The following is a 25170-nucleotide window of genomic DNA, read 5'->3' on the forward strand; positions in this document are numbered from 1 at the left end:
CTCAGCGGGGCAGCGCCTGCTGCAACTCCGCCCGCAGCGCCGGGGTGAGCATCTCGCCGGCCTGCTTCGCCAGCCGCGCCATCTCGTAGCCGACCACGCCGATGTCGGCCTCGGCGGCGGCCAGCACGGCCAGGATCGAACCGTCGCGGATCTGCATGACCAGGAAGTAGCCCCGGCCCATCTCCACCACCGTCTGCTTGACGACGTCCCCGTCGAACATCTGGGCCGCGCCCGCGGTGATGCTCATCAGGCCCGAGGTCACCGCCGCCAGCTTGTCCGCGTGGTCACGGGGCAGGTGCGCGGAGATCGCCACCAGCAGGCCGTCGGAGGAGACCACCACGGCGTGCGCCACCCCGGGGACCCGCTCCGCGAACGCGTTCACCAGCCAGCTGAGGTCACGGGCCTCCTGGCTCAACGTCGTCACTGTTGTCGTCCCCCTTCACTGCGCGGCATGAACATCTCTGTGGTCTCCTCGGCCTCCGCCCGGCGCACCCCGCCGTAGAAGCGGGAGAGCATGCCGCCGACCGCCTCCGGGTCCGGGTCGTGGCGCGGCGCCGCCGGTCGGTTGGTCTCGGTGACCGCGGCGAGCTGGGCCATGGGCACCCGGACCGGCAGGCCCCGTTCGTTGGTCCCTGCCGTGACCGGCGTCGCGGCGGGCGGTGGTGTCACACCGAGCACCGCCGAGGACGGCCCCTGCCGGGAGAACCAGCCGCCGCCGGCGGGCGCGGCCGGGTTCAGCACGTTCTCGGCGCGCACCGGCGGGCGGTGCTGCCGGGGCACCGCCGGTGGCCCGGCCGGCACGGCGGGCTGCCCCGGCGCGGGCGGCTGGCCGGCCGGCCCTCCCCACGCCTCGGGCGGGACGGCGTGGGTGACCGGGACGGGCGGACCCGCCGGCGCGGGCGGCTGGCCGGCCGGTGCTCCCCAGGCCTCGGGCGGGACGGCGTGGGTGACCGGGGCGGGCGGACCCGCGGGCGGCGACCCGGCCGGGCCCGCCGGCGGGGCGGGCAGCGCGGCCGGCGCGGGGCGGTGCCACCCGGCCGGGGCGGCCGCCGGCTCTCCCGGGCGGGCCGGGAGCCCGAACGCTGGCGCGCCCGGCGGTCGACCGGCCACCGGCAGCTCACTGGTCGGCGCGGTCAGCGCGCCGGAGTGCGGCATCGCGGCCCGGGACGCGGCGGCCACCTGGGAGGTGAGCATCCGCGGCGCGGCCGGCTGGTCCAGCTCGCTCGGCGCCAGCGCCAGCAGGTCGGCCGGGAGGCGGACCGTGGCGAGCAGCCCGTCCGTGCCGCCGTGCAGCCGCACCCGGATGCCGTGCCGGGCACCCAGGTGGCTGACCACGAACAGGCCCATCCGCTCGGAGGCCGCGACGTCGGCCGCCGGCGGCTCGGCCAGCACCGCGTTCGCCTCGGCCAGCGCGGTGGGGCTCATCCCGAGCCCCTGGTCGGCGATCTCCACCACCGCCGCCGGCCCCTCGGTCCGGGTGGTCACCTGCACCACGGTGTCCGGACGGGAGAACGCGGTCGCGTTCTCCAGCAGCTCGGCGAAGAGGTGCACCAGGTCGCCCACGGCGTGGCCCACCACGTGCAGGTCGGCCCGGGAGTCGTGCCGGACCCGCTGGTACTGCTCGATCTCGGCGCTGGCGGCCAGCAGCACCGCGCCCAGGCCGACCGGTCGGTTCCAGCGCCGGCTGGACTCGGTGCCGGCCAGCACCAGCAGGCTCTCGTCGTTACGGCGCATCCGGGCCGCGAGGTGGTCGAGCTTGAACAGGTTCTCCAACTGGTCCGGGTCGTCCTCCTCCCGTTCCAGCTCGTCGAGGAGTTCGAGCTGCCGCTCGACCAGCACCTGGCTGCGTCGGGCCAGGTTGACGAACATCGCGTTGACGTTGCGCCGCATCGCGGCCTGCTCGACCGCGACGTCGACCGCGCTGCGGTGCACCGCGACGAACGCCTCGGCCAGCTCACCCAACTCGTCCTGCGAGGTGATGACGGCCGGCGGCACCTCGATGGCGCCCACCGGCCGGTCGACCGCGCGCAGCCGGTCCAGGGTCAGCGGCAGTTCCACCTGCGCGATCCGCATCGCCTGGCCGCGCAGCTGACGCATCGACCGGGCCAGCGAGCGCCCCACCAGCAGCGAGATCAGCACGGCGACCAGCAGCACCGCCAGGATGCCGCCGACCACCAGCAGGGTGTCGCGCAGCTGCCGGGCGCTGGCGTCGTCGGCGCGGCGGACGGCGTCGTCGACGATCTCGCCCTCCAACTGGCGCAGCAGCTCCTGCCGCTGCTCGCTGGCGGCCCACCACTGCGGGGCGGGCAGCAGGGCGGGCTCGGCGGCGCCGGTGGTCAGCGTCTTCTCCTCCAGCTTCGTCGCCGCCACGAACGCCGGATCCAGTGAGGTCTGGTCGTAGCGGCGGATCTGCGCGCTGGTCGCCGCGACCCGGAACGCGCCCAGGGCGGTGAGCTGCTGGGCCCGCAGGTCGGTCAGGGTGACCTGGTCGTCGACCTCGTACCGGCCGCCGCGGGCGGCCGCGTACAGCTCGGCCCGGATCCGGGAGGAGAGCTCCTTGACCCGGGACAGCTGCACGTAGCGCAGCACCGCGTTGGTGAGGGCCCGCTGGTCGTCGCCGGGCGACGGCTCGGCCAGCAGGTCGAGCAGGGTGGTGATGGCCCGGTGGTAGTTGCTCAGGATGGTGTCGCTGCTGAGCACCGCCGGGGGGATCGCGGCGCGGATGTAGACCACCTGGTCGTACGCCTCCAGCGCCTCGGCGTAGGCGACCCGCCAGGCGGCGCTGGCGTCGGCGAGCGGTTCGGCTGCCTGGCGCAGCTCGGACATCGCCCGGTCGGAGGCGCCCTGGAGCGGCTGGAGGGCGGCGACGGCGGCGTCCCGGTCGGCGTTGCCGCCGGCCCGGCGCAGCGCCGCCAGCTCCCCCGCGGCCCGGTCCCGCTCCTGCTGGAGCCGGTCCACCGCGGTGGTGATCTGCCGGCCCACGCCGACCTGCTCGGCGAAGTCGCTCAGCGCGGTGGTCTGCCCCACCAGCCCACGGGTCTGCACGCCGGCCAGCACGAGGAAGGCCAGCGACGGGATCACCAGCACGGTGGCGAGCTTGGTGCGGATCCGCCAGTCCCGCAACCGCAGGGCCGGACGCCGCCGGGGCGCGGTGACCGGCTCGTCGGAGGCGCTGCGGTGCCGCGCGGCCGCGGCGCCGGTCGGGTCGGGACCTGCGCCCACGCTTGCCTCCCTCGGTCCCGCCTCGACTCCGCCACGACGGGGAGCGGGCTCCATCCAACCAGGCCGACGGGTGGTGTCAACGGCCTGCCCGACCCCACGACCAGGAAGGTCAGCCCGGTGGGGCACCGGCTACGGTGTTCGGCGCGTGCGGCTCGTCCGTCCGGCCGATGCCGGCGAGGTCCGCCGCGGCGGCCACCCGGCCCGTCGCCACCAGCGCGGCGCCGGTCGCGCCGACCTCCGGATTGCGTTGGTAGCGCACCGAGCGCGGGGCCAGCGCGTCGACGAACGCCGCCCGCCACCAGGCGGAGCCCGCCATCGCGCCGCCGCCCAGCACCACCTCGGTCGGGCCGTCCCCACCGGACTCCAGCAGGGTCAGGTCGTCGGCGACCAGCCGGCACAGGCCGGTCATCAGGCCGGCGAGCAGGTCCACCGCGGTGGTGCCGAAGCTCAGGCCGCGCAGCTCGCCCGAGCCGGCCGGGGCGACCCCGGGCGGCCGGTCGCCGCCGAACCGGGGATCGGCCCGTACCCGCAGGTCACGCGCCGTCCGGGCCAGCGCGGCGTCCAGCTCGGCACCCTCCGGCAGCCGCAGGTTGCGGGTGGCCCAGGCGTACAGGTTGCCCCCGCTGGAGTACGCCGCGCCGGTCACCACGTGCTCGTGGTCGACCCGGTAGCGCCACAGCTGCCCGGGCAGGGGTGGCAGCTCCCCGCCGGCGGGCACCGCCTGGACCAGGCGTACCGCGGCGGAGGTGCCGACGGTCACCGCGGCCCGGCTCGCGTCCACGCAGCCGGAGCCGACGTTGGAGGCGGCGCCGTCGCCGACCGGCGCGGTCCAGCGGGCCCCGGCCAGCTGCGGCCAGCGGCGGGCGTGCTCCGGGCGCAGCCGGCCGTGCCACTGCCGGGGCGCCAGCGCCGGCAGTTGCTCGGGGCCGACCCCGGCCAGCTCGCAGGCCTCGACGTCCCACTCCAGCCGGCGCAGGTCGAGCAGCCCGGTGCCGGAGGCCAGCGACACCGACATCGGCGCCTCGTCGAGCAGCGCGCCCAGGACGTACTCGACGAGCCCGACGAAGCGACCGATCGGCGCGCCGGCCCGCTCCCGCAGCCAGGGCAGCCGCACCGACCAGTAGCAGCGGTGCCACCACGTCCCGGTCCGCTGGTGGTACGCCTCGGGGTCGACCGGGCCGGGGGCGCCGGGCAGCGGCTCCGGGCGGGTGTCCATCCAGGTCAGCACCGGCCCGAGCGGCTCCCCGGCGGCGTCCAGCGGCAGCACCGAGTGCCACTGCGCGGAGGCCGCGACCAGCTCGACGTCGCGCAGGTGCCCGCCGGCCGCCAGCTCGTCCAGGCACTCGACGAGGCAGGCCAGGTAGGCCCGGCCGTCCAGGGTGCCGGTGCCGTCCTCACCGGTGCGCAGGCGCACCTTGCGGCGGGCCAGCGCGCCGGGGCGCGGGGTGGCGTCGGCGTCCAGCACCAGTCCGCGTACCGAGGAGGTGCCCAGGTCGAGAGCGAGGATGTTCATCGTCGGTCAACCTACCCGGCCGGCGGGGCGCCGAAGCCAAGATCCGTCCGTGGGGCGCGGCGATCGGGTTCCGCCCGGGCGCGCGGTCGCGTACAGTGACCGTCATGCCCGCGCACTTGTCCCACTGGTGGCCCGCCGACCCGGCGGCCCACCCCCGCGCGTAGCTTCCCCACGCGGCCGCCCGACGAGGCGGCCGCCGGTTTCTCCCGGCACACCGGGTCGCCCCGCCCGGCGGCCACCGGCCACCGAGGAGACCCGATGACCCGCCCGATCGACCCGCTCGCCGCCGTCGCCGCCGGCCACGACCCCGGCCCGTTCGCGCTCGTGCGCCGCGCCGGCGCCGACCACCTCGAGCTGTTCACCGGCACGGTACGCGCCGCCGAGCGGCTCGCCGACATACCGCTGCCCGAGGGCGGCCCGGGTCCCCGCACGCTGGCCCTGGTGCCGTTCCGGCAGGTCGCCGAGCGCGGCTTCGACTGCGTCGACGACGGCACTCCCCTGGAGTGCCTGGAGATCGCCGAGCACCGGCGGATCCCCCTCGACGACCTGCTGGCCGCGCTGCCCGACGCGCCGGTGCTCACCCGCGACGCGGCCTTCGACATCTCCGACGCCGACTACGCGGACACGGTCGGCCGGGTGCTCGCCGAGGAGATCGGCCACGGGGCCGGGGCCAACTTCGTCATCCACCGCACCATGCGGGCCACCGTGGCGGGTCCGCCGCTGGTGGCCGCCCTGGCGGCGTTGCGCCGGCTGCTGCTGCGCGAGCGGGGGGCGTACTGGACCTTCCTGGTGCACACCGGCACCCGGATCCTGGTGGGGGCCAGCCCGGAACGGCACGTCAGCGTGGACGACGGCCTGGTCATGATGAACCCGATCAGCGGCACCTTCCGGCACCGCGGCGCCAGCGCCGACCGGGACGCCCTGCTGCGCTTCCTCGCCGACCCGAAGGAGGTCGAGGAGCTGTACATGGTGCTCGATGAGGAGCTCAAGATGATGGCCACCGTCGCCGATCACGGTGGCCAGGTGGTCGGGCCGTACCTGAAGGAGATGGCCCACCTGGCGCACACCGAGTACCTGCTCGCCGGCCGGGGCTCGCTGGACGTCCGGGAGGTGCTGCGCGAGACCATGTTCGCCCCGACCGTCACCGGCAGCCCGATGGAGAACGCCTGCCGGGTGATCGCCCGGCACGAGCGGACCGGCCGTCGCTACTACGCCGGCGTACTCGCCCTGCTCGGCCGCGACGACGAGGGCCGGCAGACCCTCGACGCGCCGATCCTGATCCGGACCGCCGAGATCTCCCCCGCCGGCGAGCTGCGGGTGCCGGTCGGGGCGACCCTGGTCCGGCACTCCACCGCCGAGGGCGAGGTGGCGGAGACGCACGCCAAGGCGGCCGGGGTGCTGGCCGCGTTCGGCCTCGCCCCGCAGGCGCCGGAGCGGACCGCCGAAGAGGCGCCCCGGCTCGCCGACGACCCCGAGGTCCGGGCCGCGCTCGCCGCCCGCAACGAGCCGCTGGCCCGGTTCTGGCTGGAGCAGCGCACCCCCGGGGCGACCGCGCTGCCCGGCCTGACCGGCCGGCGGGCGTTGATCGTCGACGGCGAGGACACCTTCACCGGGATGCTCGCCCACCAGCTCGGCGCGCTCGGGCTGCGGGTGGACCGGCGCGACTGGCACCGGTCCGGCCCGGTCGACGGGTACGACCTCGTGGTGGCCGGCCCCGGCCCGGGTGACCCCACCGATCCGGCCGACCCGAAGATGGCGGCGCTGCGCGCCCTGCTGGCCGAGCTGCTGGAGACCGGCCGGCCGACCCTGGCGGTATGCCTCGGTCACCAGCTGCTCTCCGGGCTGCTCGGGCTGCCGCTGCACCGCCGGGACGCGCCGTACCAGGGGTTGCCGCGCGACGTCCGGCTGTTCGGCGCGACCCGCCGGGTCGGCTTCTACTCCAGCTTCACCGCACGGGCCGAGGCGGACCGGCTCGCCACCCCGTACGGGCCGGTGGAGCTGGCCCGGGACCCGGCCGACGGGGCGGTGCACGCGTTGCGTGGCAGCGGCTTCGCGGGGGTGCAGTTCCACCCCGAGTCGGTGCTCAGCCGCGACGGCATGGTGGTGCTGGCGGACCTGCTCGGGCATCTGCTCGCCCGGCCGGCGCTGACCGCGCATGGTGCGGCCGATCGGGGGTAGCGAGAGAGGCGACCGGTGGTCGGACGGGTTCGAGAGCCCCCGTCCGGCCACCGGTCGCCACGCCGGTCAGCCCGCCATGCCCCGCTTCAGGGCGGCGCCCATCTCGACCGCCCGCTTCGCGGTCAGCGCGGAGGCGGCCAGCGCCACGTGGTCCGGGGCGACCTCGCCGTTGTTGCTGGTGTGCGAGGCGCCGTAGGGGTTGCCGGCGACGAACTGGCTGGGGTCGGTGTAGCCGGGGGTGACCACCACGCCACCCCAGTGGTAGAAGATCGTGTACAGCGACAGCAGGGTGGCCTCCTGCCCGCCGTGCGAGGTCGCGGTCGAGGTGAAGCCGCTGTAGACCTTGTTGGCCAGCGCGCCCCGGGCCCAGAGCGGGCCGGTGGTGTCGATGAACTGCTTGAGCTGCGCCGCGATCATCCCGTACCGGGTCGGCGAGCCCATGATCACCACGTCGGCCCAGGAGAGGTCGTCCGGCTCGGCCTCCATCACGTCCTGGGTCTCCAGGCGGTGGGCCTGCCAGCCGGAGTTGGACCGGATCGCCTCGTCGGGCGCCAGCTCGCGCACCTTGCGCAGGCGCACCTCGGCACCCGCCTCACCGGCGGCCTCGGCCGCCGCCTGGGCCATCTGGTAGGTGATGCCGGTCGCGCTGTAGTAGATCACCGCGACCTTGACCTGGCCATCCATCAGACGTTCCTCCTCGTTTCCGGGGTAAGCTCCCGCGACTACCCGTTAGTTGCGGCGTCAAACGCCAGGTGTCGGCGGCTCAAGATTTGCGCAAGTTCCACGACGGACCGGGGTCCGGAAACCCGACACCAGGGATCCTGTTCGCACCGGTGCCGGCGGAGGGCCGCCGCCCCGCACCGGGAACCTGAACGGGGGATCGCGCTCCGTCGGCGGCGTGGCCGGCGTAGCGCGATCAGGGGGTCCCTTCCCGCCGTCCCGGGCCACTTCTCCTTCCTCTCCTGCTGCTCCTCCTGTTCGTGCCGGTTCGGCGGAATGTCGCCGGCCCCGGCGGGGATCCAGGAGGCGACCCACGAGAGGAAGGACGGGATCCATGCGACTGACCGAGCAGCAGATCCGTTCGCTGTACGGACAGGACGTCCAGGACCGCTCGGGTGCGAAGATCGGCACCGTCGGCCAGGTGTGGGCCGACGCCGCCGGCGAGCCCACCTGGGTCAGCGTGCAGACCGGCGTGATGGGCCACCACGAGTCGATGGCCCCGCTGGAGGCGGCCCGGATGCAGGACGACGGCCGGCTCCGGATGCCCTACGACAAGGCCACGGTGCGCAGCGCGCCGGCCGTCGAGGCCGGTGCCGAAGAGCCCCTCGGCACCGATCAGCTGGCGCAGCTCTACCGGCACTACCAGTTGTCGGGGCAGGGCGCGGTCCGCACACCCGAGCAGCCGCCGCAGCGGATGACCGGCGCGCCCGAGGTGGTCCGCTCCGAGGAACGGCTGCGGGTCGGCACGCAGAGCGAACCGGCGGGCCAGGCCCGGCTGCGCAAGCGCGTGGTGACCGAGAACGTGCAGACGACCGTGCCCGTGGAGCACGACGAGGTGTCGGTGGTGCACGAGCCGATCGGCGAGGCCGACCGGACCGCCGCCCGGGCCGACATCGGTGACGAGCAGCGGGAGATGGAGCTGCGCGCCGAGCACCCGGTGGTCAGCAAGGAGCGGGTCCCGGTCGAGCGGGTCCGGCTGACCAGGGACGAGGTCGTCGAGGAGCAGCCGGTCAACGCCCAGGTACGCCGGGAGCTGGTCGACGCGGACGTCCCCGAGCGGGCGCGACGCGACCGCTGAGCAGGCCGGCGGGGTGGGTGGGCGGCACGCCCGCCCACCCCGCCGTCGCCGCGGAACGTCGGTCCCGGCGCCTATGCTGGCCGTCCACGATCGACGGGAGGTCCGCCGTGCCGGTACGGCTCACCGGCGCCGAGGCGTTGGCGCTGCGGATGACCAGCCTGCTGCTGCGCCCGCACCCGGTGGCCCGCCCGTCGGGGGTCGCCGACGTGGTGGAGTGGTTCGGCGCGATGCAGGCCCAGGACGTGGCCAGCGGCGAGTGGTCGCTCGGCGTACGCCTGCCCGGCCGCACGGTGACCGCCGTGCGCGCGGCGCTGGAGCGGCGGGAGGCGCTGCGCACCTGGCCGATGCGGGGCACCGTGCACCTGGTGCCGGCCCGCGACGCCCACTGGATGCTGGCGTTGACCGGGGTCCGCACCCTGGCCCGGGCCGCCACCTCCCGGGCGCAGCTCGGCCTCACCGAGGCCGACGCCGACCGGGCGGTCGACGTGCTCGGGGCGGCGCTGGCCGGCGGCGGCCGGTTCACCCGGGCGCGGTGCCTGGCCGCGCTGAGCGCCGCCGGCCTTGACGTCACCGGCCAGCGCGGCTACCACCTGCTGTGGCACACCAGCCTGAGCGGCGTCACCTGCATCGCCCCGCACGTCGGCAACGAGCAGACCTTCGTCCTGCTCGACGAGTGGGTGCCCGACCCGCACCGGCCCGACCGGGACGAGGCGCTCGGCCTGCTGGCCCTGCGGTACGTGCGCGGCCACGGCCCGGTCACCGCGCACGACCTGGCGCGCTGGACCGGGCTGACGGTCACCGACGCCCGGCGCGGGATCACGCTCGCCGGCGACGCCCTCACCCCGGTCGAGGTGGACGGCGCCGACGCGGTGGTCGACGCCGCGCTGCTGGACGCGCCCCGGACGGCGGTCGACGACCTGCACACCCTGCCCGGCTTCGACGAGTACCTGCTCGGCTACCGCGACCGCGCGCCGATGCTCGACCCGGCGCACGCGAACGCCGTGGTGCCGGGCAACAACGGCGTCTTCCGGTCGACGGTGGTCCGGGGCGGCCGGGTGGTCGGCACCTGGACGCGGACGGTCGGGAAGTCGGCGGTCACCGTGACGGTGCTGCCCCTGACGCCGTTCGACGACGCCCTGCGGGCCCGGGTCGAGGCCGCCCTCGCCGGCTACGCGACCTACCTGGGCCTGTCGCTGCGCCATTCCTGGTGAGCACGGATGCGGCGAGGCGGGTCAGGCACCGATGTAATCCGTGATCTCGAAGGGGTCGGGAAACGGGTCGTGTACGACGGTGAGGCGGCCCCCCGACCGCGCCTTGAGGGCATCCACCATGTCCTCGGTGACGCCCGGGACGCCGCCCTCCATGCTCAGGTGCTCCAGGGGGAGAGTCCCCAGCGCGCTGATGTCGGTCAACCGCTGGCAGCCGTTGAGGTAGAGGCGACGAAGGCGACCGCACCCTGCCAGGAAGTCGAGGTTGGTGATCATTGATCCGCTCAGGTCCAGGACCTCGAGCGCGTCGAAGCCCTCCAGGGCCGAGGTGGACCAGCTGAGGCGTCGGCAGCGTGGCAGCAGAAGATGGGTCAGGTGGCGGAAGACCGGAACGGCACGCAGGTCGACGAGGTCCCGTACCGCGTCGGCTCTGAGCGTGCGGAGCCCGGTAGCGGGCGTGAGTGCCGCCAGGTCAGCGACAGACACCGAACCGGTGAGTTCCACCTCACGCAGTTGCGGGCCCAACTCGGACAGGGATGGCCGGCGGGTGTCGGACAAGGTGATCTGCAGGCGGCGCAGGTTGGGGCAGTCCCGCAGCCGGCGGGCGTCGTCGACCCCGGGCAGTGAGCGCACCCGGATGGTCCGCAGTTCCGTCAGGGAGGCGCAGAAGTCGAGGTCAGAGACGTAGCAGCCGTCAAGCGACAACGTGCGCAGGTTCGTCAGGGTCGACAGGAAGCCGAAGTCGTACAACTGTCGGCAGTTGTCGAGGACGAGAATCCGCAGCGACGTGGAACCTCCGAGGCGCGCAAGGTCCTGGGGCGACAGCGCGACGGCACCACGGAGATGAAGTTCCTCCAGGTTCGGCAACTGGGTGAGGTCTTCGATGTCGAGCAACATGGCCTTGTCGCCGAGGTTCAGCCGACGCAACTGTCGCAGGCCGGCCAGGCCCCGGGTGCTCCTCAGCTGAGGTAGCCCCTCACAGTCGAGCTCCGCGAGGTCGGGCAGGTCACCTACCTCCGACAGATCGGCCACATCGTCAGTCACCTTGATGCACAGCGCGTGCGCCCCGGTGACGTGCCGCATGGCGTTGAGCTGGTCCACCGTGCGGACGACGAGCAGTTGGTCGCGCAGCGGCAGACCGGCCAGCACCTGGCGCGCGTACGACTCCGCGTCCTCGAACTCGTACCAGGCCCGCAACAGGGCGCTGACGACGGCGGGTGCGGCGTCCGGCGTGCTGTACTGGGCAATGGTGTGCACGGCTGCCGGGCCGCCGATGTGCGCCGCGGCGGCGATGCAGGCGCTGATCACGTCGGGCGACCGCTCGGAATGACCGTCCAACCAGGTCAACAACTCCTCGCCGATCCCGGACAGTGCACGCGCCTCCTCCTGGGACCGGGGCGGAAGAATGTCCCCGATGAGCGCCTCGGCCCGGGCGGCAACCGTTGCGTCGACGTGTCCGGCGGCGGTGATGCACTCCGCGGCGAGCAGGAGCACTTCGCGCCGCTCCGGTCCCGCCGGCCCCGCTCGGTCGAGGATCCCGGAGACGAGCCTGGATGCAGCGCTCTTCTGTACGGGCGCGCCGGCGGCGAAGACGATGATGCGCCGCCAGTCGGGTTGCGTCACCCGGTCGACGAGTACCTCGATCTCGTCGTACGCGTAGGCCCACCCGGCGAGAAACTCCTGGATCGACCGGTGGGTGAACTGCGCCTGGTTCTCGGCGACCTTGTAGAAGACGACGCTGCGGTCCAACAGGTGGGCCAACGCCTCGCGGGGCTGGACGTGCGTGTTGACCATGCCGCGCAGCTGAGCGGCCACGATCTCCTGCGCGGTGGCGGCCTGTACGTCTCGCCGGGCGTCGCTGCCCGGTCGGGCGAGGCGGTGCTTACGTAGTTCCCGGAGGGGTCTGATCCGTATCGTCGTCGTCGAGTTCGCCGTCATCTCCTTCGCGATGCCCTGCAGCAGGAGGAGCTTCTGTTTGTAGGTGAGGCCGATGGCGACGTTCTCGCCAACCTCCTTCCTCTGGTCGCGCAGGTAGATGAGGGCCTCCACCACCCGTTCGTAGAGTTCAGCTCTGCTCTCCGGAGCGGCGTCCGAGAGTTTGTGCGCGTAGAAGGCGCAGAGCATCGCGCAGAGCAGAGGCGTCTCACTGAGGTCGCGGACCGTGGGACGGTTCTGGAAATCGTGGCTGAGCTTGGCGTGCTGCTGGCGGTACTCGATGACCTTCTCGGCATCCGATGTCCCGCTGATCAACGCGTCGAACCAGCGGTTGATGCACTCTTCGGCCTCATCGTCGTCCATCGGCAGGAGTTGCAGGGTGACGAACTCACGCCGGCGGAACCACCGGTTGTCCAGGACGTCCGGCCGGGACGTGACGACGACATGCGCCTTCGGATGGGCGGACATCAACTTGTCGATCCAGGCCAGCGCCCGGAACCGGTCGTGCTCGGACAATTCGTCGAAGCCGTCGAAGATCGCCACCGCATTGCCCTCGTCGAGGCAGTCGGCCACCCATGAGCCGGGCACGGTCGGCCCGCGGTACATCGCGGCGCGGATCATGTCCTGGTACTCGGGCTCGACGTTGGACTTGAAGGCGTATCTGAGTTGGGTCACCAGCGGTACGCATTCCGTCCAGGCAGCCATGGCCTCGGGCAGCTTTCGTTGCGCCATGGCGATGGCGATCCACTGGCTGATGGTCGTCTTGCCGGAACCGGCGGAACCGGTGAGCAGTATCCGCGCGCTCCTGTCCCGCTTCTTCCGGATGTTCAGTACCTCGCCGATGGCCGAGTCGACCTTCGGATCCACCTCCAGTGGCGCCCCGGTGCCGCCCGTGTCGGCAGCCAGGTCGTCGGGCAGCGCACGGAGCCGGATGTAGGTGATGTCGACCAGGTGCCGCCTCAACTCGGCCGGAAGATTGAGGCCGAACAGATCGGTGTACTTGTAGGTGTTGGTGATGTCGGAGCGATACCCCGCCTCGAATCGGCTTATCTCCTGCGGCAGTCCGGGCCGGAACTTCGGGAGCACGACACCGGCGATACCCCGCTCGAGAATCGCTTCGAGTTTCTTGGTGTTGACGTACGTCTCCCACGCGACCTTGCTGCTGGAGCCGGGCAGATCATGCACGAGCGCGGAAACGTAGGCCGCGGTCTCGGTGAGGAACAGCCGCCCGTAGGCCTGGGCGTCATCGCTCAGCTGGTCCGACCGCCATCGCAGCAGGGCGGCGGGCTCCAGCGCGGCGTGCAACTGTTCGGTGGTGACGGCGTCGCGGATGATGTCGTCGGCCGATGGGCGTAACGCCGCCAACGCCTGCTCGACCCCGGCTATCGCCAGAGCGCGTTCGGTGTCGGCCAGCCCGGGAAACTCGATCTCCTCGATGCGGGCGAGGCGGGCGGCGATCCGGTCCGAGGCGTCCTCCAGCCGGCGCGGGAGGGCACGGGCTTCCAAACTCGCTTCGTCCAGGCCCTCGATCGCGGAGACGATGTCGGTAAATGCCTGGATGCGCTCGGCCGACGAAGGAAACAGGATCTTGAAGGCCGAAATGATGATGCGTCGTGCGACGCCGTCCCGCTGCCCCGCCGATGACATGATTTAGTCCCATCGATAGGCTTTGGTCTACTCCCCACAGTCTATTGAGCGGGACTTCGATGGCGAGCCGACGGAAAAGCCTTTCCCGCCGGTACGTTCGCCGATCATCCGTGGCCGGGACGGCTTCTGAACGGGACTCTTCGGTCACGGTTTGTCGCGCCGCGGATCACCGACCCACCCGCGGGCCGACCCGGGAGCCCGAGGTCCGCAAGACCTCGACCCGGTCAGCGGGCCTACCGGGCCCGGGCCGCGAACGCCCCGGGCCCGGCCCACCGTCAGTCCGCCAGCGCGCCGGCCGCCCGTCCCTCGTGCAGGGTCAGGTTGCGGCCGCTCGACGGGTCGAACAGGTGGATCTTCTCCAGGTTGAACCAGACCCGCCGGTTCTCCCCCTCGCGTACGCTCGACTCGGCCGACAGCCGGGTGACCAGGCTGGACCCGGCGCCGGTGAAGTCGGCCGCGCCCGCGTCGGCGGCCAGCTCCTCCAGCTCGGCGGCGCTGGCCCGCTCCCCCTCCACGGTGAAGTAGACGTACTTGTCGGACCCCATCGACTCGACGATGTCGACCGGTGCCTCGAACTCCAGGCCCCTGCGGCGGGTCTCCTCGTCGACCAGCTCGGCGTCCTCGAAGTGCTCGGGCCGGATGCCGAGGATCAGCTCCCGGGGCGCGTCGGCCCCGTCGAGCTGCCGGCGGACCCGGTCACCGACGGGCAGGTCGCCGAGCGCGGTCCGCAGCCGGCCGTCCTCGACGGCGGCGTGCAGGAAGTTCATCGACGGCGAGCCGATGAAGCCGGCCACGAAGAGGTTGCGCGGGTGGTCGTAGAGCTCCTGCGGCGGGCCCACCTGCTGCACCGCGCCACCCCGCATGATCACCACCCGGTCGCCGAGGGTCATCGCCTCGGTCTGGTCGTGGGTGACGTAGACGGTGGTGGTGCCGAGCTGCTTCTGCAACCGGGACACCACGGTGCGCATCTGCACCCGGAGCTTGGCGTCGAGGTTGGACAGCGGCTCGTCCATCAGGAACGCCTTGGGCTGGCGGACGATGGCCCGCCCCATCGCCACCCGCTGCCGCTGGCCACCGGAGAGGTTGGCCGGCTTGCGGTCCAGCAGCGGGGTCAGCTCCAGCACCTTCGCCGCCTCGTCGACCTTGCGGTCGATCTCGGCCCTGTCGAGCTTGGCCAGGCGCAGCGGGAAGGCCATGTTCTCCCGCACCGTCATGTTCGGATAGAGCGCGTACGACTGGAACACCATCGCGATGTCCCGGTCCCGGGGCGCCTTGTCGTTGACCCGCTGACCGGCGATGCGCAGCTCACCGGAGCTGATGTCCTCCAGCCCGGCGATCATGTTGAGGGTGGTGGACTTGCCGCAGCCGGAGGGACCGACCAGGATCACGAACTCGCCGTCGGCGATCTCCAGGTCGACGTCCTGCACGGCCACGGTCCCGTCCGGGAACCGCTTGCTCACCTTGTCGAGCACGATGTCAGCCACGACTACCACCTATCCCTTGACTGCGCCGGAGGTCAGGCCGGAGACGATGCGGCGCTGGAAGAAGAGCACGAACGCGATGATCGGAACGGTGATCACCACAGCGGCGGCGCAGATCGCCCCGGTGGGGTCCTCGAACTGCGACTCGCCGGTGAAGAACGACAGCGCCACCGGCACCGTGCGGGCCCGCTCGGTGGAGGTGAGCGTGATGGCGAACAGGAAGTCGTTCCAGCAGAAGATGAAGACCAGGATGGCCGTGGTGAACAGCCCGGGCGCGGCCAGCGGGGCGATGACCCGCCGGAACGCCTGCCCCTGGGTGGCGCCGTCCATCTTCGCGGCCTTCTCCAGGTCCCACGGGATCTGCTTGAAGAACGCCGACAGCGTGTAGATCGCCAGCGGCAGCGCGAAGGTGATGTACGGCAGGATCAGCCCCGGCCAGGTGTCGAAGAGGCCGAGCTGCCGCTCGATCTCGAACAGCGGCGACACCAGCGACACCTGCGGGAACATCGCGATCAGCAGGGAGACCCCGACCAGCAGCTTCTTGCCGGGGAAGTCGAGCCGGCTGATCGCGTACGCGGCCATCGCACCCAGCACCACCGCGATCAGGGTGGCGATCAGCGCGATGCCGATCGAGTTGACCAGGGCCCGGACGAACTGGTCGGTGTCGAAGATCGTCCGGTAGTTGTCCAGGGTCCACTCCCGGGGCCAGAACTTCCCGTCGGTGAGGGTGGCCGGGGTCTTGAAGGACAGCGAGGCGATCCAGAGCACCGGTACCAGCGCGAAGACGACCACGATGAGGTCCAGCAGGCCCCAGCGCGCCTTGGCCCGGGTGGTGGTTTCGACGGCCATGTCAGCGCCTCTCCCCGTCGTCGCTGCCGGGGGCAGCGGTGCCGAACAGCTTCACGAAGACGAAGGCGATGATCGCCACGGTGAGGAAGATCAGCACCGACATCGTGGAGCCGATGCCGAGGTTCAGACCCCGGATCAGGTTGTTGTAGGCCAGCATCGACACCGACGAGGTCTCGTTGCCGCCCGCGGTGAGCACGAAGATGTTGTCGAAGACCCGGAACGCGTCGAGCGTGCGGAACAGCAGCGCGACCAGGATCGCCGGCTTCATCACCGGCAGCATCACCTTGGTGAACCGCTGCCAGGCCGTCGCGCCGTCGGTGGAGGCCGCCTTGAGCAGGTCCTCCGGCACCAGCGCCAGCCCGGCCATCAGCAGCAGGGCCATGAACGGCGTGGTCTTCCAGATCTCGGCGAGCATGATGATCGCCAGCGAGCTGGCCCGTTCGGTCAGTGGGGCGCTTCCGTCGAAGAGGTTCGCCAGGTAGCCGGTGCCGGGCGTCCAGGCGTACCGCCAGGAGAAGGCCGCGACGACCGTGACGATGCCGTACGGGATCAGCGCCGCGGTGCGGACGATGCCCCGGCCGACCAGGGTGCGGTGCATGATCAGGGCCAGTCCCATGCCGAGCACCAGCTCGACCGCGACGGTGACCACCGTGATCAGCGCGGTGACCCCGAAGGCGGTCCACCAGAACTGGTTGGTCAGCACCGTCGCGTAGTTCTCCAGCCCGACGAACTCGCGCTGGTCCGGGAAGCGCAGGTCGAAGCGCTGCAACGACAGCCAGACCGAGTAGATGATCGGGTAGGCGGTGACCAGCACCATGACCAACGCGGCGGGCGCGCAGAGCAGCAGCCCCAGCCGCCGCTCGGCCCGCTTGTTCTCGCTCAGCGGCGGCTTGACCCGCCGGTTGGCGCGCTGGGCCGGCACGGCGGCGTGCCGGCCCGCCGGGCGCTCGGCCTCCGCGGTGACCTCGGCCCCCGCGGGGGTGGCGTTGATGCTCACGACGTCACCTCCCTGCGGTCGGCGACGCCATGAGCCTCCACGGCGCTGCGCCAGATGGTTCGCTCGCTCCGCTCGCTCACGGGAGGACCCCCTTCGACTCCAGCGCGTCGGCGATGGCCTTGCGCAGCTCGTTGGCGGTCTGCTCGGGCCGGATGCCCGACGGCGGCGACAGGTACGCCGACATCACCGTGGAGATGCTCTGGTACGCCGGGGTCAGCGGTCGGACCGCCGGCTCCTTCAGCTCCTGAAGGATGGTGTCCTTCATCGGGTACGCCTTGTCCATCTCCGGGTCGGCGTAGACCTGCTCGATGGTGGGCGGCACCCCGTCGTTGACCGCGGAGAACTTCTGGTTCTCGGCGTTGCGCAGGCACTTCGCCGCCTCGAACGACTCACCCGGGTGCTTCGAGTAGGTGCTCACCGCCAGGTTGACCCCGCCGATGGTGACCTTGCTCGGGGTGTTCGGGTCGACGCCGGGCACCCGGGCCCACTTGACCTTCTTCGCCAGGTCCGGGTTCGCCTCCTGCAGGGCCGGATACACGAACGGCCAGTTCACCTGGAACGCGCCGCCGCCGGACTGGAACTCCAGCCGCACCGGGTCCTCGATGGCGTTGCTGAACGACGGTGACGTCACCCCCGACGTGGCCAGCTTCTTGAGCTGCTCCAACGCCGTCACGGTGCCGGCGTCCATCACGGCCTGCTTGCCGTCGTCGCTGAGGATCTTCCCGCCGGCGCTCTCCGCGAGGGTGTTGTAGAGGACGACCAGGCCCTCGTACTGCGCGCCCATGGTCAGCACCTGGTACGGCTTGCCCTGCCGCTTCAGCTCCTGGGCTGCGGTGATCATCTCGTCCCAGCTCTTCGGCGGCGTCTGCACCAGGTCGGTGCGGTACCAGAGGAGCTGCACGTTGGTGTTCTTCGGCGCGGCGTAGAGCTTGTCCTCGTACCGGGCGGTGTCCAGCGGGCCGGCGAGGGTGCCCTGCTCCGCCTCGGCCCGGTCCTGGCCGGTCCACTCCCGGATCCAGTTCGCGCTGGCGAACTCCTGGGTCCAGGTGACGTCGAGGCCGAGCACGTCCATCCCGCTGTCCTGGGCGGCGAGCCGGCGCACCAACTGCACCCGCTGGTCGTCGGCCTGCCGGGGCAGCACCCGGTAGGCGATCTTGTAGCGCCCCTGCGCCTGGGCGTTGCAGTCGTCCACCACTTTCTGCAGGTTCTGCTCCGGCGGGTAGTACAGGTTGATGATCGGCGTACCGGAGTCACCACCGGATCCGCACGCGGCGAGCGGCGCCACCAACGCCAGTGCGGCGGCTGCCGCCGCCGCACGTCTGCCGGGTCGCCACCGTTGCGTGGCCGTGTCGGGGTCTGTCGTCATCACCCTCCCCTTCCATCGGCGAGAGCCGGGGAGGTCACCCGTGCCCCGGCGCACGGCGAGACGGTCGGGACACCGGCCGTACCGCCCGCGCCCCGGGCGTTTCGTGGGCCTCACAGTGCCCGACCTGCGACATTGCGAAACCTGGCGGTCACGCACCGGTCACCGGAGGCGAAACCGCCCACGCTGCGGCCGGGCCCCGGCGCGCCTAGGCTCGGCGCATGGACGCCACCTTCTTCTTCGACCCCGCCTGCCCCTGGACCTGGCGTACCTCGCGCTGGCTGGTCGCCGTCGCCGAGGCCCGCGGGCTGCGCGTCGAGTGGCGGGCGTTCAGCCTGGCCATCCTCAACGAGGGCGCGGAGCTGCCCGCCGAGTACGCCGTCCCGCTGGCCGCCGCCGGCCGGGCGCTGCGGCTGGTCGAGGCGCTGCGCGCCGAGGGCCGCCACGACGACGCCGGGCGCTTCTACACCGAGCTGGGTGAGCGCACCCACGACGCCGGCAACCCGCTCTCCGACGAGCTGGTGGCGGCGGCCGCCGAGGCGGCCGGGCTGACGCAGGCCGCGCCGGCCCTCGACGACGAACGCTGGGACCGGGCGGTACGCGAGTCGCACGCGCTGTCGTACGCCTCGGCGGGCCCGGACATCGGCTCGCCGGTGCTGATGGTGCCGGACGCCCGACGGGGCGTCCACGGTCCGATCATCACCGAGGTCCCGGGCACCGAGGACGCCCTGACCATCTGGGACTGCCTGCTGCCGCTGCTGCGCCTGGAGACCTTCCACGAGGTCAAGCGCGCCCGCCGCTGACCCGCTGCCCGGGGAGCCCGCTCCCCCAGCGGCGGGAGTCGCCGGGGTCACCGCGCCTGCGACCGTGCGGACATGACACGAACCGGATGGCGGCTGCCCGCAGTGACGGCGGCCTGGTGTGCGGCGTACGCCGCGCTGCACGTGCTCTGGGCGGTGCGCGGCGCGCCCCGCTTCGGCGGCAACCCTGGGGAGTCGTTCCTCCCGGAGGGCTGGGCGGCGGTGGCGCCGGCGGTACTGGGCACGGTCGCGGCGGGGCTGCTGCTGGCCTCGCCCGCGGCGGACGGTCGCCGGTGGGCGGCGGTGGCGGCGGTCGCGGGCTGGCTGGGCGGGACCTGGCTGCTGCTCTACGCGTTCATGTTCCCGATCAGCGTGCTGACCGTGCTGGGCGGGCTGTTCGGGCAGGCGGTGACGGCGGACGACGTGGCGGTCCTGGCCGCCCGCGCGGGTGGCGCGGCGGCCGGCACGCTGACCGTGCTGGTCGCGGTCATGGCGGGACGCCGGGCCCGGGGGGCCTGCCCGCGCTGCGGGCGGCTGCCGGGACGCCGGCCGGCGCGGCGCACCGACCCCACGCCCCGCTGGGCGTACGCGGCCGGCCTGGCGACCGTCGCCGCCTGTCTGGCCCGGCTGGCGGCGGGCGTGCCGGAGGGCACGGTGAGCCGCGTCGACCCGGGCACCTCCGGCACCTTCCTGTCGATCTTCATGGTCGGCATGGTGCTGGCCGGCACGCTGCTGCCACTGGCGCTGGTGCACCGCTGGGGCCGGATCTGGCCGGGCTGGGTGGTGCCGCTGGCCGGCCGGCCGGTACCCCGTTGGCTGGTCCTCGGCCCGGCGTTCTTCCTCGGCGCGGGCATGGTCGGCTACTTCGGCGTCGGCGGCACGTACGCCTGGGCGAGCGGGTTGGTCCCCGGCGGCGCGTTCCTGGCGGTGACGCTGTCGGCGTACACGCTCTGGGGGGTGGGGCTGCTCGTCTCGGCCGCCGGCTACCTGCGGCTGACCCGGCCGCCGTGCCCCGACGAGGGGTCCGGCCGGTTGTCGGTGCCGGCCGGCATGATGGCCGCATGATCGCGCGCTTCAAGGACCTCTGCATGGACGCGGCCGACGCCCGCCGGCTGGGCGGCTTCTGGGCCGGCATCCTGGACGGCGAGCTGGTCGACACCGGCGACGGTGACGCCCGCATCGACCCCCGCGCGGCCGCCTCGGCGGCCGAGTCGGTCTGGGTCAACACGGTGCCCGAGCCGCGCACCGGCAAGACCCGGGTCCACCTGGACCTGCGGCTGGCCGGGCGGGAGCCGGACGGGCTGCTGGCGGCGGGCGCCCGGCTGATCCGCGAGCCCGACACGGAGATCGACTGGTGGGTGCTCGCCGACCCGGAGGGGAACCAGTTCTGCGCGTTCGCCCAGCGCGAGGGGCGGCGCCCCGGCGTGTTCGAGCTGGTCGTCGACAGCGCCGACCCGGTCGCCCAGGCGACCTGGTGGGCCGAGGTGGTCGGCGGCCGGGCGGAGCGCGCCGAGTCGGGCGTCGCGTCGGTGGTGGGTGCGGACGGCTTCCCGTGGGACCACTGGGTCTTCGTGCCGGTGGCGGAGCGCAAGCGGGTCAAGAACCGGGTGCACTGGGACGTCGAGCTCACCGGCCCGGACGCCACCGCGCTGATCGCCGCCGGGGCCACCCTGCTGGCCGAGCCGACCGGGACGGTCCCGTGGTGGGTGCTGGCCGACCCGGAGGGGAACGAGTTCTGCGCGTTCCCGCCGCGCTGACCGGCACGGGCCGTCCCACGGGGTGGACGGCGAGGCTACCCAGCGTCCGCCGGGTGGACTAGCGTCAGGTCAGCTCCGCAGCCAGCGCGTCGCCGTCGAAGTCGATACGCCTCCGGCCGACCCCCAGCCCGCCCGATCGGTTGGTTCTCGCGCGAACCCGCCTCCGCGGCACCACCGGTTGGGCAGGATCAGCGCAACCGAGGAGGTGCCGTCGTGCAGGACACCCGCGCTCTCGCCCTGACGTTCGAGGTGAGCGGCCTGCCCCCGGTCAAGACCGAGGCCCTGTCCATCTTCGCCGCCGGGCACCGCCAGGCGACGAGGGTCCGTGCCCTGCTCCAGGCGGCCTGCACGGCGGCCCAGCGCACCGGCTGGACCCCGCTGGACGGGCCGATCGAGGTGGACCTGACCCTGCGCTGCCCGCCCGGGCACCGCACCTCCGACGCCAGCACCCTGCTGGGCGGGGTGTGTGCGGTGCTGCAGGACAAGAAGCGGGTGGCGAACATCGGCCTGGCCCACCTCGGGGTGCTGGTCGACGTCGCGCTCTACGGCGACGACCGGCAGATCCGCCGGCTGTCGTACGCCGAGGAGCCGGCGGAGGACTTCTCGTACCAGGTCCGGGTCGCCGCCGTACCGGTGGTGGTTTGACCGACGGGCGCGGTGGGGTACCGCGACCCCCGAGGAAGGGAGCGCCGAATGCCGGAGCCACATGTCACGCTCGACCCGAGCGGGCTCGATCCTGTGCAGCAGAAGCTGCGCGGCCCGCTGGAGGATCAGCTGACCTCGGCCCTGCAGGCGGCCACCGACCGGGTTCGCGCCTCCTACGCGGGCGAGCCGGTCGAGGAGGTCTGCCGTCGGCTGCTCGACGAGACCCGCTCCGGGCTGCACCCGGACATCGCCGCCGGCTTCAACCCGGACATGGACGAGTTCTGCCGGGTCGCGGTGGCGATCGTCCGGGGCGAGGTCTGACCCGGCGGTGACCCGACCGCGCCGGCCGGCGCGGTCGGGGATCAGCCGCGCCGCACGTCGACCGAGATCACGTGCGTACCGTCCGGCCGGGTGGACTCGCCGCACCGCACCGGCACGGTGCGCGCGACGCCGAGGCCGAAGCTGACCTGTCCCTCGAAGTCACCGGCTGCCGCCCAGCCGCGCAGCGTCGGGTAGCCGATGGTGGCCGGCGGCACGCTCGCGGTGGCGCGGCCGTGCTCGTCGTGGGCCTGCGCCGGGCTGAACCGGACCGCCAGGTCCGCCGCGCCGGGCAGCTCGACCACCGCGTCCTGCCCCTCGGCCTGCAACCGGTCCACGTAGGCCAGCTGATAGGACGGGAGCGGGCCGCGGAAGGCGAAGCTGATCCGGCTGAACCCCTCCGCCGGGTGGTCGCCGACCTGCACCTGCACGAGGGTCGGCAGCGGCTCGCCCGGCGGCGGGTCGACCGGCACGCGCACCCGGTGCTCGACCCGGGCCGGCGTGGACGGCACCGCCCAGCCGTAGGTGACGTGCCAGTCGCCGGCCACCGGTGGCTGCCCGGTGCGGGCCGGCGGCGTGGCGACGGGCGGGATGGTCGCCGGGGTGGCGGCGGGCGTCGTGGCGGCGGCGGTCGCGCCGGGCGCGGTCGCCGTCGAGGGCGGCGGGGCCGCGCCGTCGTGGTCGGTCGAGGTGCAGGCCGCCGCGAGCAACGCGACCACGCCGATGCACAGCAGTGGTACGCGCCGAAGTGTCATACCTGGAGTGTCACTCCCCCGGCCGACCGCCGCCAGAGCCGATCATCCCAGGTCAGCGACCCGACAGCCGGCCCCTGCCGGGGCGGGTCCGCGCCTCGATCCAGTCGACCAGACAGGTGAACGCGGCCTCGATCTCGACGTGGTCGAGGTCCGCCTCGTCCAGCTCACCCCAGAGCGCCCGGTACAGCCGGTCGAGGGGGCCGAAGCGGGCCACCCGGTAGCCGACGGAGTCCTCGCCGTACTGCCGGCCCAGGTCCAGCGCGGCGCCGAGGCAGTCGGCCGCCATCCCGGAGTGCGGGGCGTACAGCACCTCCCGCTCGCGGATCGCGCGCCGCGTCGCGGCGAAGTCGAACAGGCCGCTCTCGTCGCCCCCGGTCGCCCGCGGTGGGTAGCACCGCCGCACGTCCCGGCGGAAAGCCAGGTACCGCTCGTCACCGTGGAACGAGTGCCGACCGGCGGTCGGCAGCCGGTCGAGCAGTGCCTCCACCGTGGGCGCGAGGACCAGCCGGTCGTCCACGGTCAGGAACCGGTCCGGGTCGTTCCCGCCCCACAGTGTCCACCCGGAGACCAGGTCGAGTTCGACTCCGACGATCCACACCGTGGTGGCGCCGCTCAGTTCCTGGAGCGGTTCGCCCATCCGGAACCTGGCCACCATCGGACGCTCCTGACCTGGCTGGGTACGCCGCTGTCAGCCGACGACGTCGCGGGACTTGACCAGCACCAGGGCGAGCAGCAGCACGGCCAGGCCGACCAGCACCACCACCTGCACCAGGGTCCGCCGCCTCGCCGGGGCGTACGCCACGCCGAGGCCGGCCACGCCACCGGCCAGCAGGCCGCCGAGGTGCCCCTCCCAGGAGGTCCAGCCGGCCGAGAAGACCATCCAGATCACGAACGGGATGATCACCTGCTTGGGGTCGATCGGGTGGTGGTGCAGCTTTCGGGTCAGCACGACGTAGCAGCCGGCCAGGCCGTACACCGCGCCGGAGGCGCCGATCGCGGCCCCGTACGGGTCGACGAGGAAGCCGAGCACCGACCCGCCGAGCGCGGCGAGCAGGTAGACGGCGAGGAACCGGGCGCCACCGAGCCGTTCCTCGACGATCCGGCCGAGCACCCAGATCCAGTAGAGGTTGAACACGACGTGCAGGATGCCGAGGACGCCCTGGGCCGGCAGGGAGTGCAGGAACGCCGAGGTGATCAGGCGGTACCACTCGCCGTGGGCGATGCCGACGTGGTGCAGCCCCGGGTACGGGCCGCCCTGGTCGACGTAGAACTGGCCGGCGTCGTCGACCAGCCCGGTGCCGAGGCTGTCGAACTGGTCGACGATCGACGGCCGGGCCAACTCCACCAGGTACGCCAGCACCACGAGCGCGATCAGCGCGTAGGTGACCACCGGGCGCGCGCTGACCCGGCCACCGAAGACGGTGCGGCCCTGGCGGACGGTGCGGCTCTCCGTGCGGACGCAGTCCGGGCAGCGGTGCCCGACCGGGGCCTCCCGCATGCAGTCCGGGCAGATGGGACGCTCGCAGCGGGTGCACCGCAGCAGCGTCGCCCGCTTGGGGTGCCGGTAGCAGGTGGTGGTGGCCTCCTCGCCGGAGGCCGGGCCGGTGCCGATGGTGTCCACGGGGTCCTCGAGTCGTTCGTGGCCGGGGGGGCGACGGAAGGCCCCCGGCCGGGGGGACGACCGAGGGCTTCGCGGTGGACGGTCAGCCTAGCCGTCCGGGTGGGGGGGTCAGTAACGGCTGAGGTTGGCCGCGGGGCTGAGCACGATGTGCGGGTTCGCCTCGGGCCGCAACCAGCGGAGCACGCCGACCAGGTGGTCGTGGGAGAGGCTGACGCAGCCGGCGGTGGGGTTGCCGCCGCTGGTGCTGAACTGGTGCAGGAAGATCCCGCTGCCGGCCCCGGGGACCGGCGTGGCCACGGTCGGGGGCATGTTGTACGTGATGACGGCGAAGTGGGTGTAGGCGGTCGTCTCCTGCCAGAGCGCCTCGCTGTAGCCACCCGGGTCGGTGGCCGTGTGCTGGAAGCTGTTGTAGGCGGACGAGTTCGGGTTCTCGTTCCACCAGTCGCCGCTGACCAGCCGGTGGTACGGGTAGCGCACCCCCGGGTCGGACGCGATGCCGTACATGGTGGGACCGATGGCGTAGACGCCGGTGGGGGTGGTGGCGACCCCCTCCACGTGGTTGTCACTGAAACCCTTGGCGCCGATGCGGGCGGGCAGCGCGGCGGAGACCGGCGTCCAGTAGCCGCGGATCCTGGCGAACGTCTCCAGGGTGGCGTAGCTGGTGGTGGCGCTGGTGGCGGTGACGACGACGACCTGGAGGGTGCCCCGGGGCAGGGTGGTCAGCCGGGCGGCCTTGTTGTCCCGGCCCGGAAAGTGCCGCTTGACGGTGGGGCCGGTCCAGGTGCCGGCCCGGGTCGTGGCGTCGCGGACGGCGGCGGACGCGGGCTCGGCACTGGCGAGGAGGACCGGGGCCGCCACCCCGGCGGCCGCGCCGAGAATGAGAGATCTCCGCTTCATTCCGAAGATCCTCGCACTTACCCCGTTTCCGCGTTGTCCCGGAAAGTGGGGAATGTGCGCGTCATCTGCGCGGACCCGACATCGGAAAGGGCCTGGAGACGGGTCAGGACCGGGTCCGCAACTCCCCGGTCCTGACCCCCAGCCGTCCGGCGTGGTAGCGGAATTCGCCGTTGCGAGCGCGGCGGG

General features: G+C 73.1%; 21 protein-coding genes. 8 read left to right on the top strand and 13 right to left on the bottom strand.

The window, feature by feature from the left end; genetic code table 11:
• Position 1: 1 nt before the first annotated feature.
• From GA0070611_RS12170 to GA0070611_RS12180, 3 genes are all read right to left on the bottom strand, one after another.
• Positions 2–424: a roadblock/LC7 domain-containing protein gene (locus GA0070611_RS12170; protein WP_091662772.1), complete on the bottom strand. Its 423-nt coding sequence runs from the start codon at positions 422–424 to the stop codon at positions 2–4.
• Positions 421–3222, bottom strand: a complete 2802-nt coding sequence (locus tag GA0070611_RS12175; RefSeq protein ID WP_231921434.1) for a sensor histidine kinase — start codon at positions 3220–3222, stop codon at positions 421–423. The genes GA0070611_RS12170 and GA0070611_RS12175 overlap by 4 nt, the downstream gene beginning before the upstream one ends.
• 109 nt (positions 3223–3331) lie before the next feature.
• Entirely contained in the window at positions 3332–4735 is a 1404-nt protein-coding gene (locus GA0070611_RS12180; RefSeq protein ID WP_091662776.1) for an FGGY family carbohydrate kinase, read from the bottom strand.
• A 258-nt stretch (positions 4736–4993) separates the two neighbouring features.
• On the opposite strand from GA0070611_RS12180, the gene GA0070611_RS12185 reads away from it, so the two are divergent.
• On the top strand, positions 4994–6913 hold the full coding sequence (locus tag GA0070611_RS12185; RefSeq protein ID WP_091662780.1) for a chorismate-binding protein: 1920 nt from the start codon (positions 4994–4996) through the stop codon (positions 6911–6913).
• 66 nt (positions 6914–6979) lie between these two features.
• On the opposite strand, the gene wrbA is transcribed toward GA0070611_RS12185, so the two are convergent.
• Entirely contained in the window at positions 6980–7597 is a 618-nt protein-coding gene (gene wrbA, locus GA0070611_RS12190) for an NAD(P)H:quinone oxidoreductase (protein ID WP_091662784.1), read from the bottom strand.
• Between the two features lie 370 nt (positions 7598–7967).
• On the opposite strand from wrbA, the gene GA0070611_RS12195 reads away from it, so the two are divergent.
• Together GA0070611_RS12195 and GA0070611_RS12200 are read left to right on the top strand one after the other, a co-directional pair.
• Entirely contained in the window at positions 7968–8711 is a 744-nt protein-coding gene (locus GA0070611_RS12195; protein ID WP_091662787.1) for a DUF2382 domain-containing protein, read from the top strand.
• Positions 8712–8818: 107 nt separating this feature from the next.
• Positions 8819–9922 carry a winged helix DNA-binding domain-containing protein gene (locus tag GA0070611_RS12200; RefSeq protein ID WP_091662789.1) on the top strand — a complete coding sequence of 368 codons (1104 nt, stop codon included), beginning with the start codon at positions 8819–8821 and terminating at the stop codon, positions 9920–9922.
• A gap of 21 nt (positions 9923–9943) precedes the next feature.
• Here GA0070611_RS12200 and GA0070611_RS12205 read toward each other — a convergent pair whose 3' ends face one another.
• The 5 genes from GA0070611_RS12205 to GA0070611_RS12225 all read right to left on the bottom strand — a co-directional run bounded on the left by GA0070611_RS12205 (position 9944) and on the right by GA0070611_RS12225 (position 18194).
• Positions 9944–13501, bottom strand: a complete 3558-nt coding sequence (locus GA0070611_RS12205; RefSeq protein ID WP_091662792.1) for a leucine-rich repeat domain-containing protein — start codon at positions 13499–13501, stop codon at positions 9944–9946.
• A 275-nt stretch (positions 13502–13776) separates the two neighbouring features.
• Positions 13777–14985 carry an ABC transporter ATP-binding protein gene (locus GA0070611_RS12210; protein WP_091662795.1) on the bottom strand — a complete coding sequence of 403 codons (1209 nt, stop codon included), beginning with the start codon at positions 14983–14985 and terminating at the stop codon, positions 13777–13779.
• A 9-nt stretch (positions 14986–14994) separates the two neighbouring features.
• The gene (locus GA0070611_RS12215) at positions 14995–15831 is read right to left on the bottom strand and encodes a carbohydrate ABC transporter permease (protein WP_091662798.1); all 837 of its coding nucleotides are present in this window, start codon (positions 15829–15831) and stop codon (positions 14995–14997) included.
• Position 15832: 1 nt separating this feature from the next.
• On the bottom strand, positions 15833–16828 hold the full coding sequence (locus GA0070611_RS12220; RefSeq protein WP_091662803.1) for a carbohydrate ABC transporter permease: 996 nt from the start codon (positions 16826–16828) through the stop codon (positions 15833–15835).
• 76 nt (positions 16829–16904) lie between these two features.
• Positions 16905–18194, bottom strand: a complete 1290-nt coding sequence (locus GA0070611_RS12225; RefSeq protein WP_091662806.1) for an ABC transporter substrate-binding protein — start codon at positions 18192–18194, stop codon at positions 16905–16907.
• A gap of 218 nt (positions 18195–18412) precedes the next feature.
• Here GA0070611_RS12225 and GA0070611_RS12230 point away from each other — a divergent pair, with 218 nt between their 5' ends.
• The 5 genes from GA0070611_RS12230 to GA0070611_RS12250 all read left to right on the top strand — a co-directional run bounded on the left by GA0070611_RS12230 (position 18413) and on the right by GA0070611_RS12250 (position 21714).
• The gene (locus GA0070611_RS12230; protein WP_091662811.1) at positions 18413–18994 is read left to right on the top strand and encodes a DsbA family protein; all 582 of its coding nucleotides are present in this window, start codon (positions 18413–18415) and stop codon (positions 18992–18994) included.
• Between the two features lie 72 nt (positions 18995–19066).
• Positions 19067–20056 carry a hypothetical protein gene (locus GA0070611_RS12235; RefSeq protein WP_157740308.1) on the top strand — a complete coding sequence of 330 codons (990 nt, stop codon included), beginning with the start codon at positions 19067–19069 and terminating at the stop codon, positions 20054–20056.
• On the top strand, positions 20053–20748 hold the full coding sequence (locus GA0070611_RS12240) for a VOC family protein (protein WP_091662820.1): 696 nt from the start codon (positions 20053–20055) through the stop codon (positions 20746–20748). The genes GA0070611_RS12235 and GA0070611_RS12240 overlap by 4 nt, the downstream gene beginning before the upstream one ends.
• Positions 20749–20961: 213 nt before the next feature.
• Positions 20962–21393 (top strand): RusA family crossover junction endodeoxyribonuclease, encoded by a 432-nt coding sequence (locus GA0070611_RS12245; RefSeq protein WP_091662823.1) that lies wholly within the window; start codon positions 20962–20964, stop codon positions 21391–21393.
• Between the two features lie 48 nt (positions 21394–21441).
• Positions 21442–21714, top strand: coding sequence for a hypothetical protein (locus GA0070611_RS12250; protein WP_091662827.1), 273 nt, complete (start codon positions 21442–21444; stop codon positions 21712–21714).
• 41 nt (positions 21715–21755) lie between these two features.
• On the opposite strand, the gene GA0070611_RS12255 is transcribed toward GA0070611_RS12250, so the two are convergent.
• The 4 genes from GA0070611_RS12255 to GA0070611_RS12270 form a co-directional block, all read right to left on the bottom strand.
• Positions 21756–22466: an AMIN-like domain-containing (lipo)protein gene (locus GA0070611_RS12255; RefSeq protein ID WP_091662832.1), complete on the bottom strand. Its 711-nt coding sequence runs from the start codon at positions 22464–22466 to the stop codon at positions 21756–21758.
• Between the two features lie 52 nt (positions 22467–22518).
• The gene (locus GA0070611_RS12260; RefSeq protein ID WP_091662836.1) at positions 22519–23121 is read right to left on the bottom strand and encodes a hypothetical protein; all 603 of its coding nucleotides are present in this window, start codon (positions 23119–23121) and stop codon (positions 22519–22521) included.
• A gap of 33 nt (positions 23122–23154) precedes the next feature.
• The gene (locus GA0070611_RS12265) at positions 23155–24087 is read right to left on the bottom strand and encodes a rhomboid family intramembrane serine protease (RefSeq protein WP_231921435.1); all 933 of its coding nucleotides are present in this window, start codon (positions 24085–24087) and stop codon (positions 23155–23157) included.
• Positions 24088–24195: 108 nt separating this feature from the next.
• Positions 24196–24984, bottom strand: coding sequence for a L,D-transpeptidase family protein (locus GA0070611_RS12270; RefSeq protein ID WP_157740309.1), 789 nt, complete (start codon positions 24982–24984; stop codon positions 24196–24198).
• Positions 24985–25170 lie beyond the last annotated feature (186 nt).

It is taken from the genome of Micromonospora auratinigra, assembly GCF_900089595.1.
Classification (GTDB): Bacteria; Actinomycetota; Actinomycetes; order Mycobacteriales; family Micromonosporaceae; genus Micromonospora; species Micromonospora auratinigra.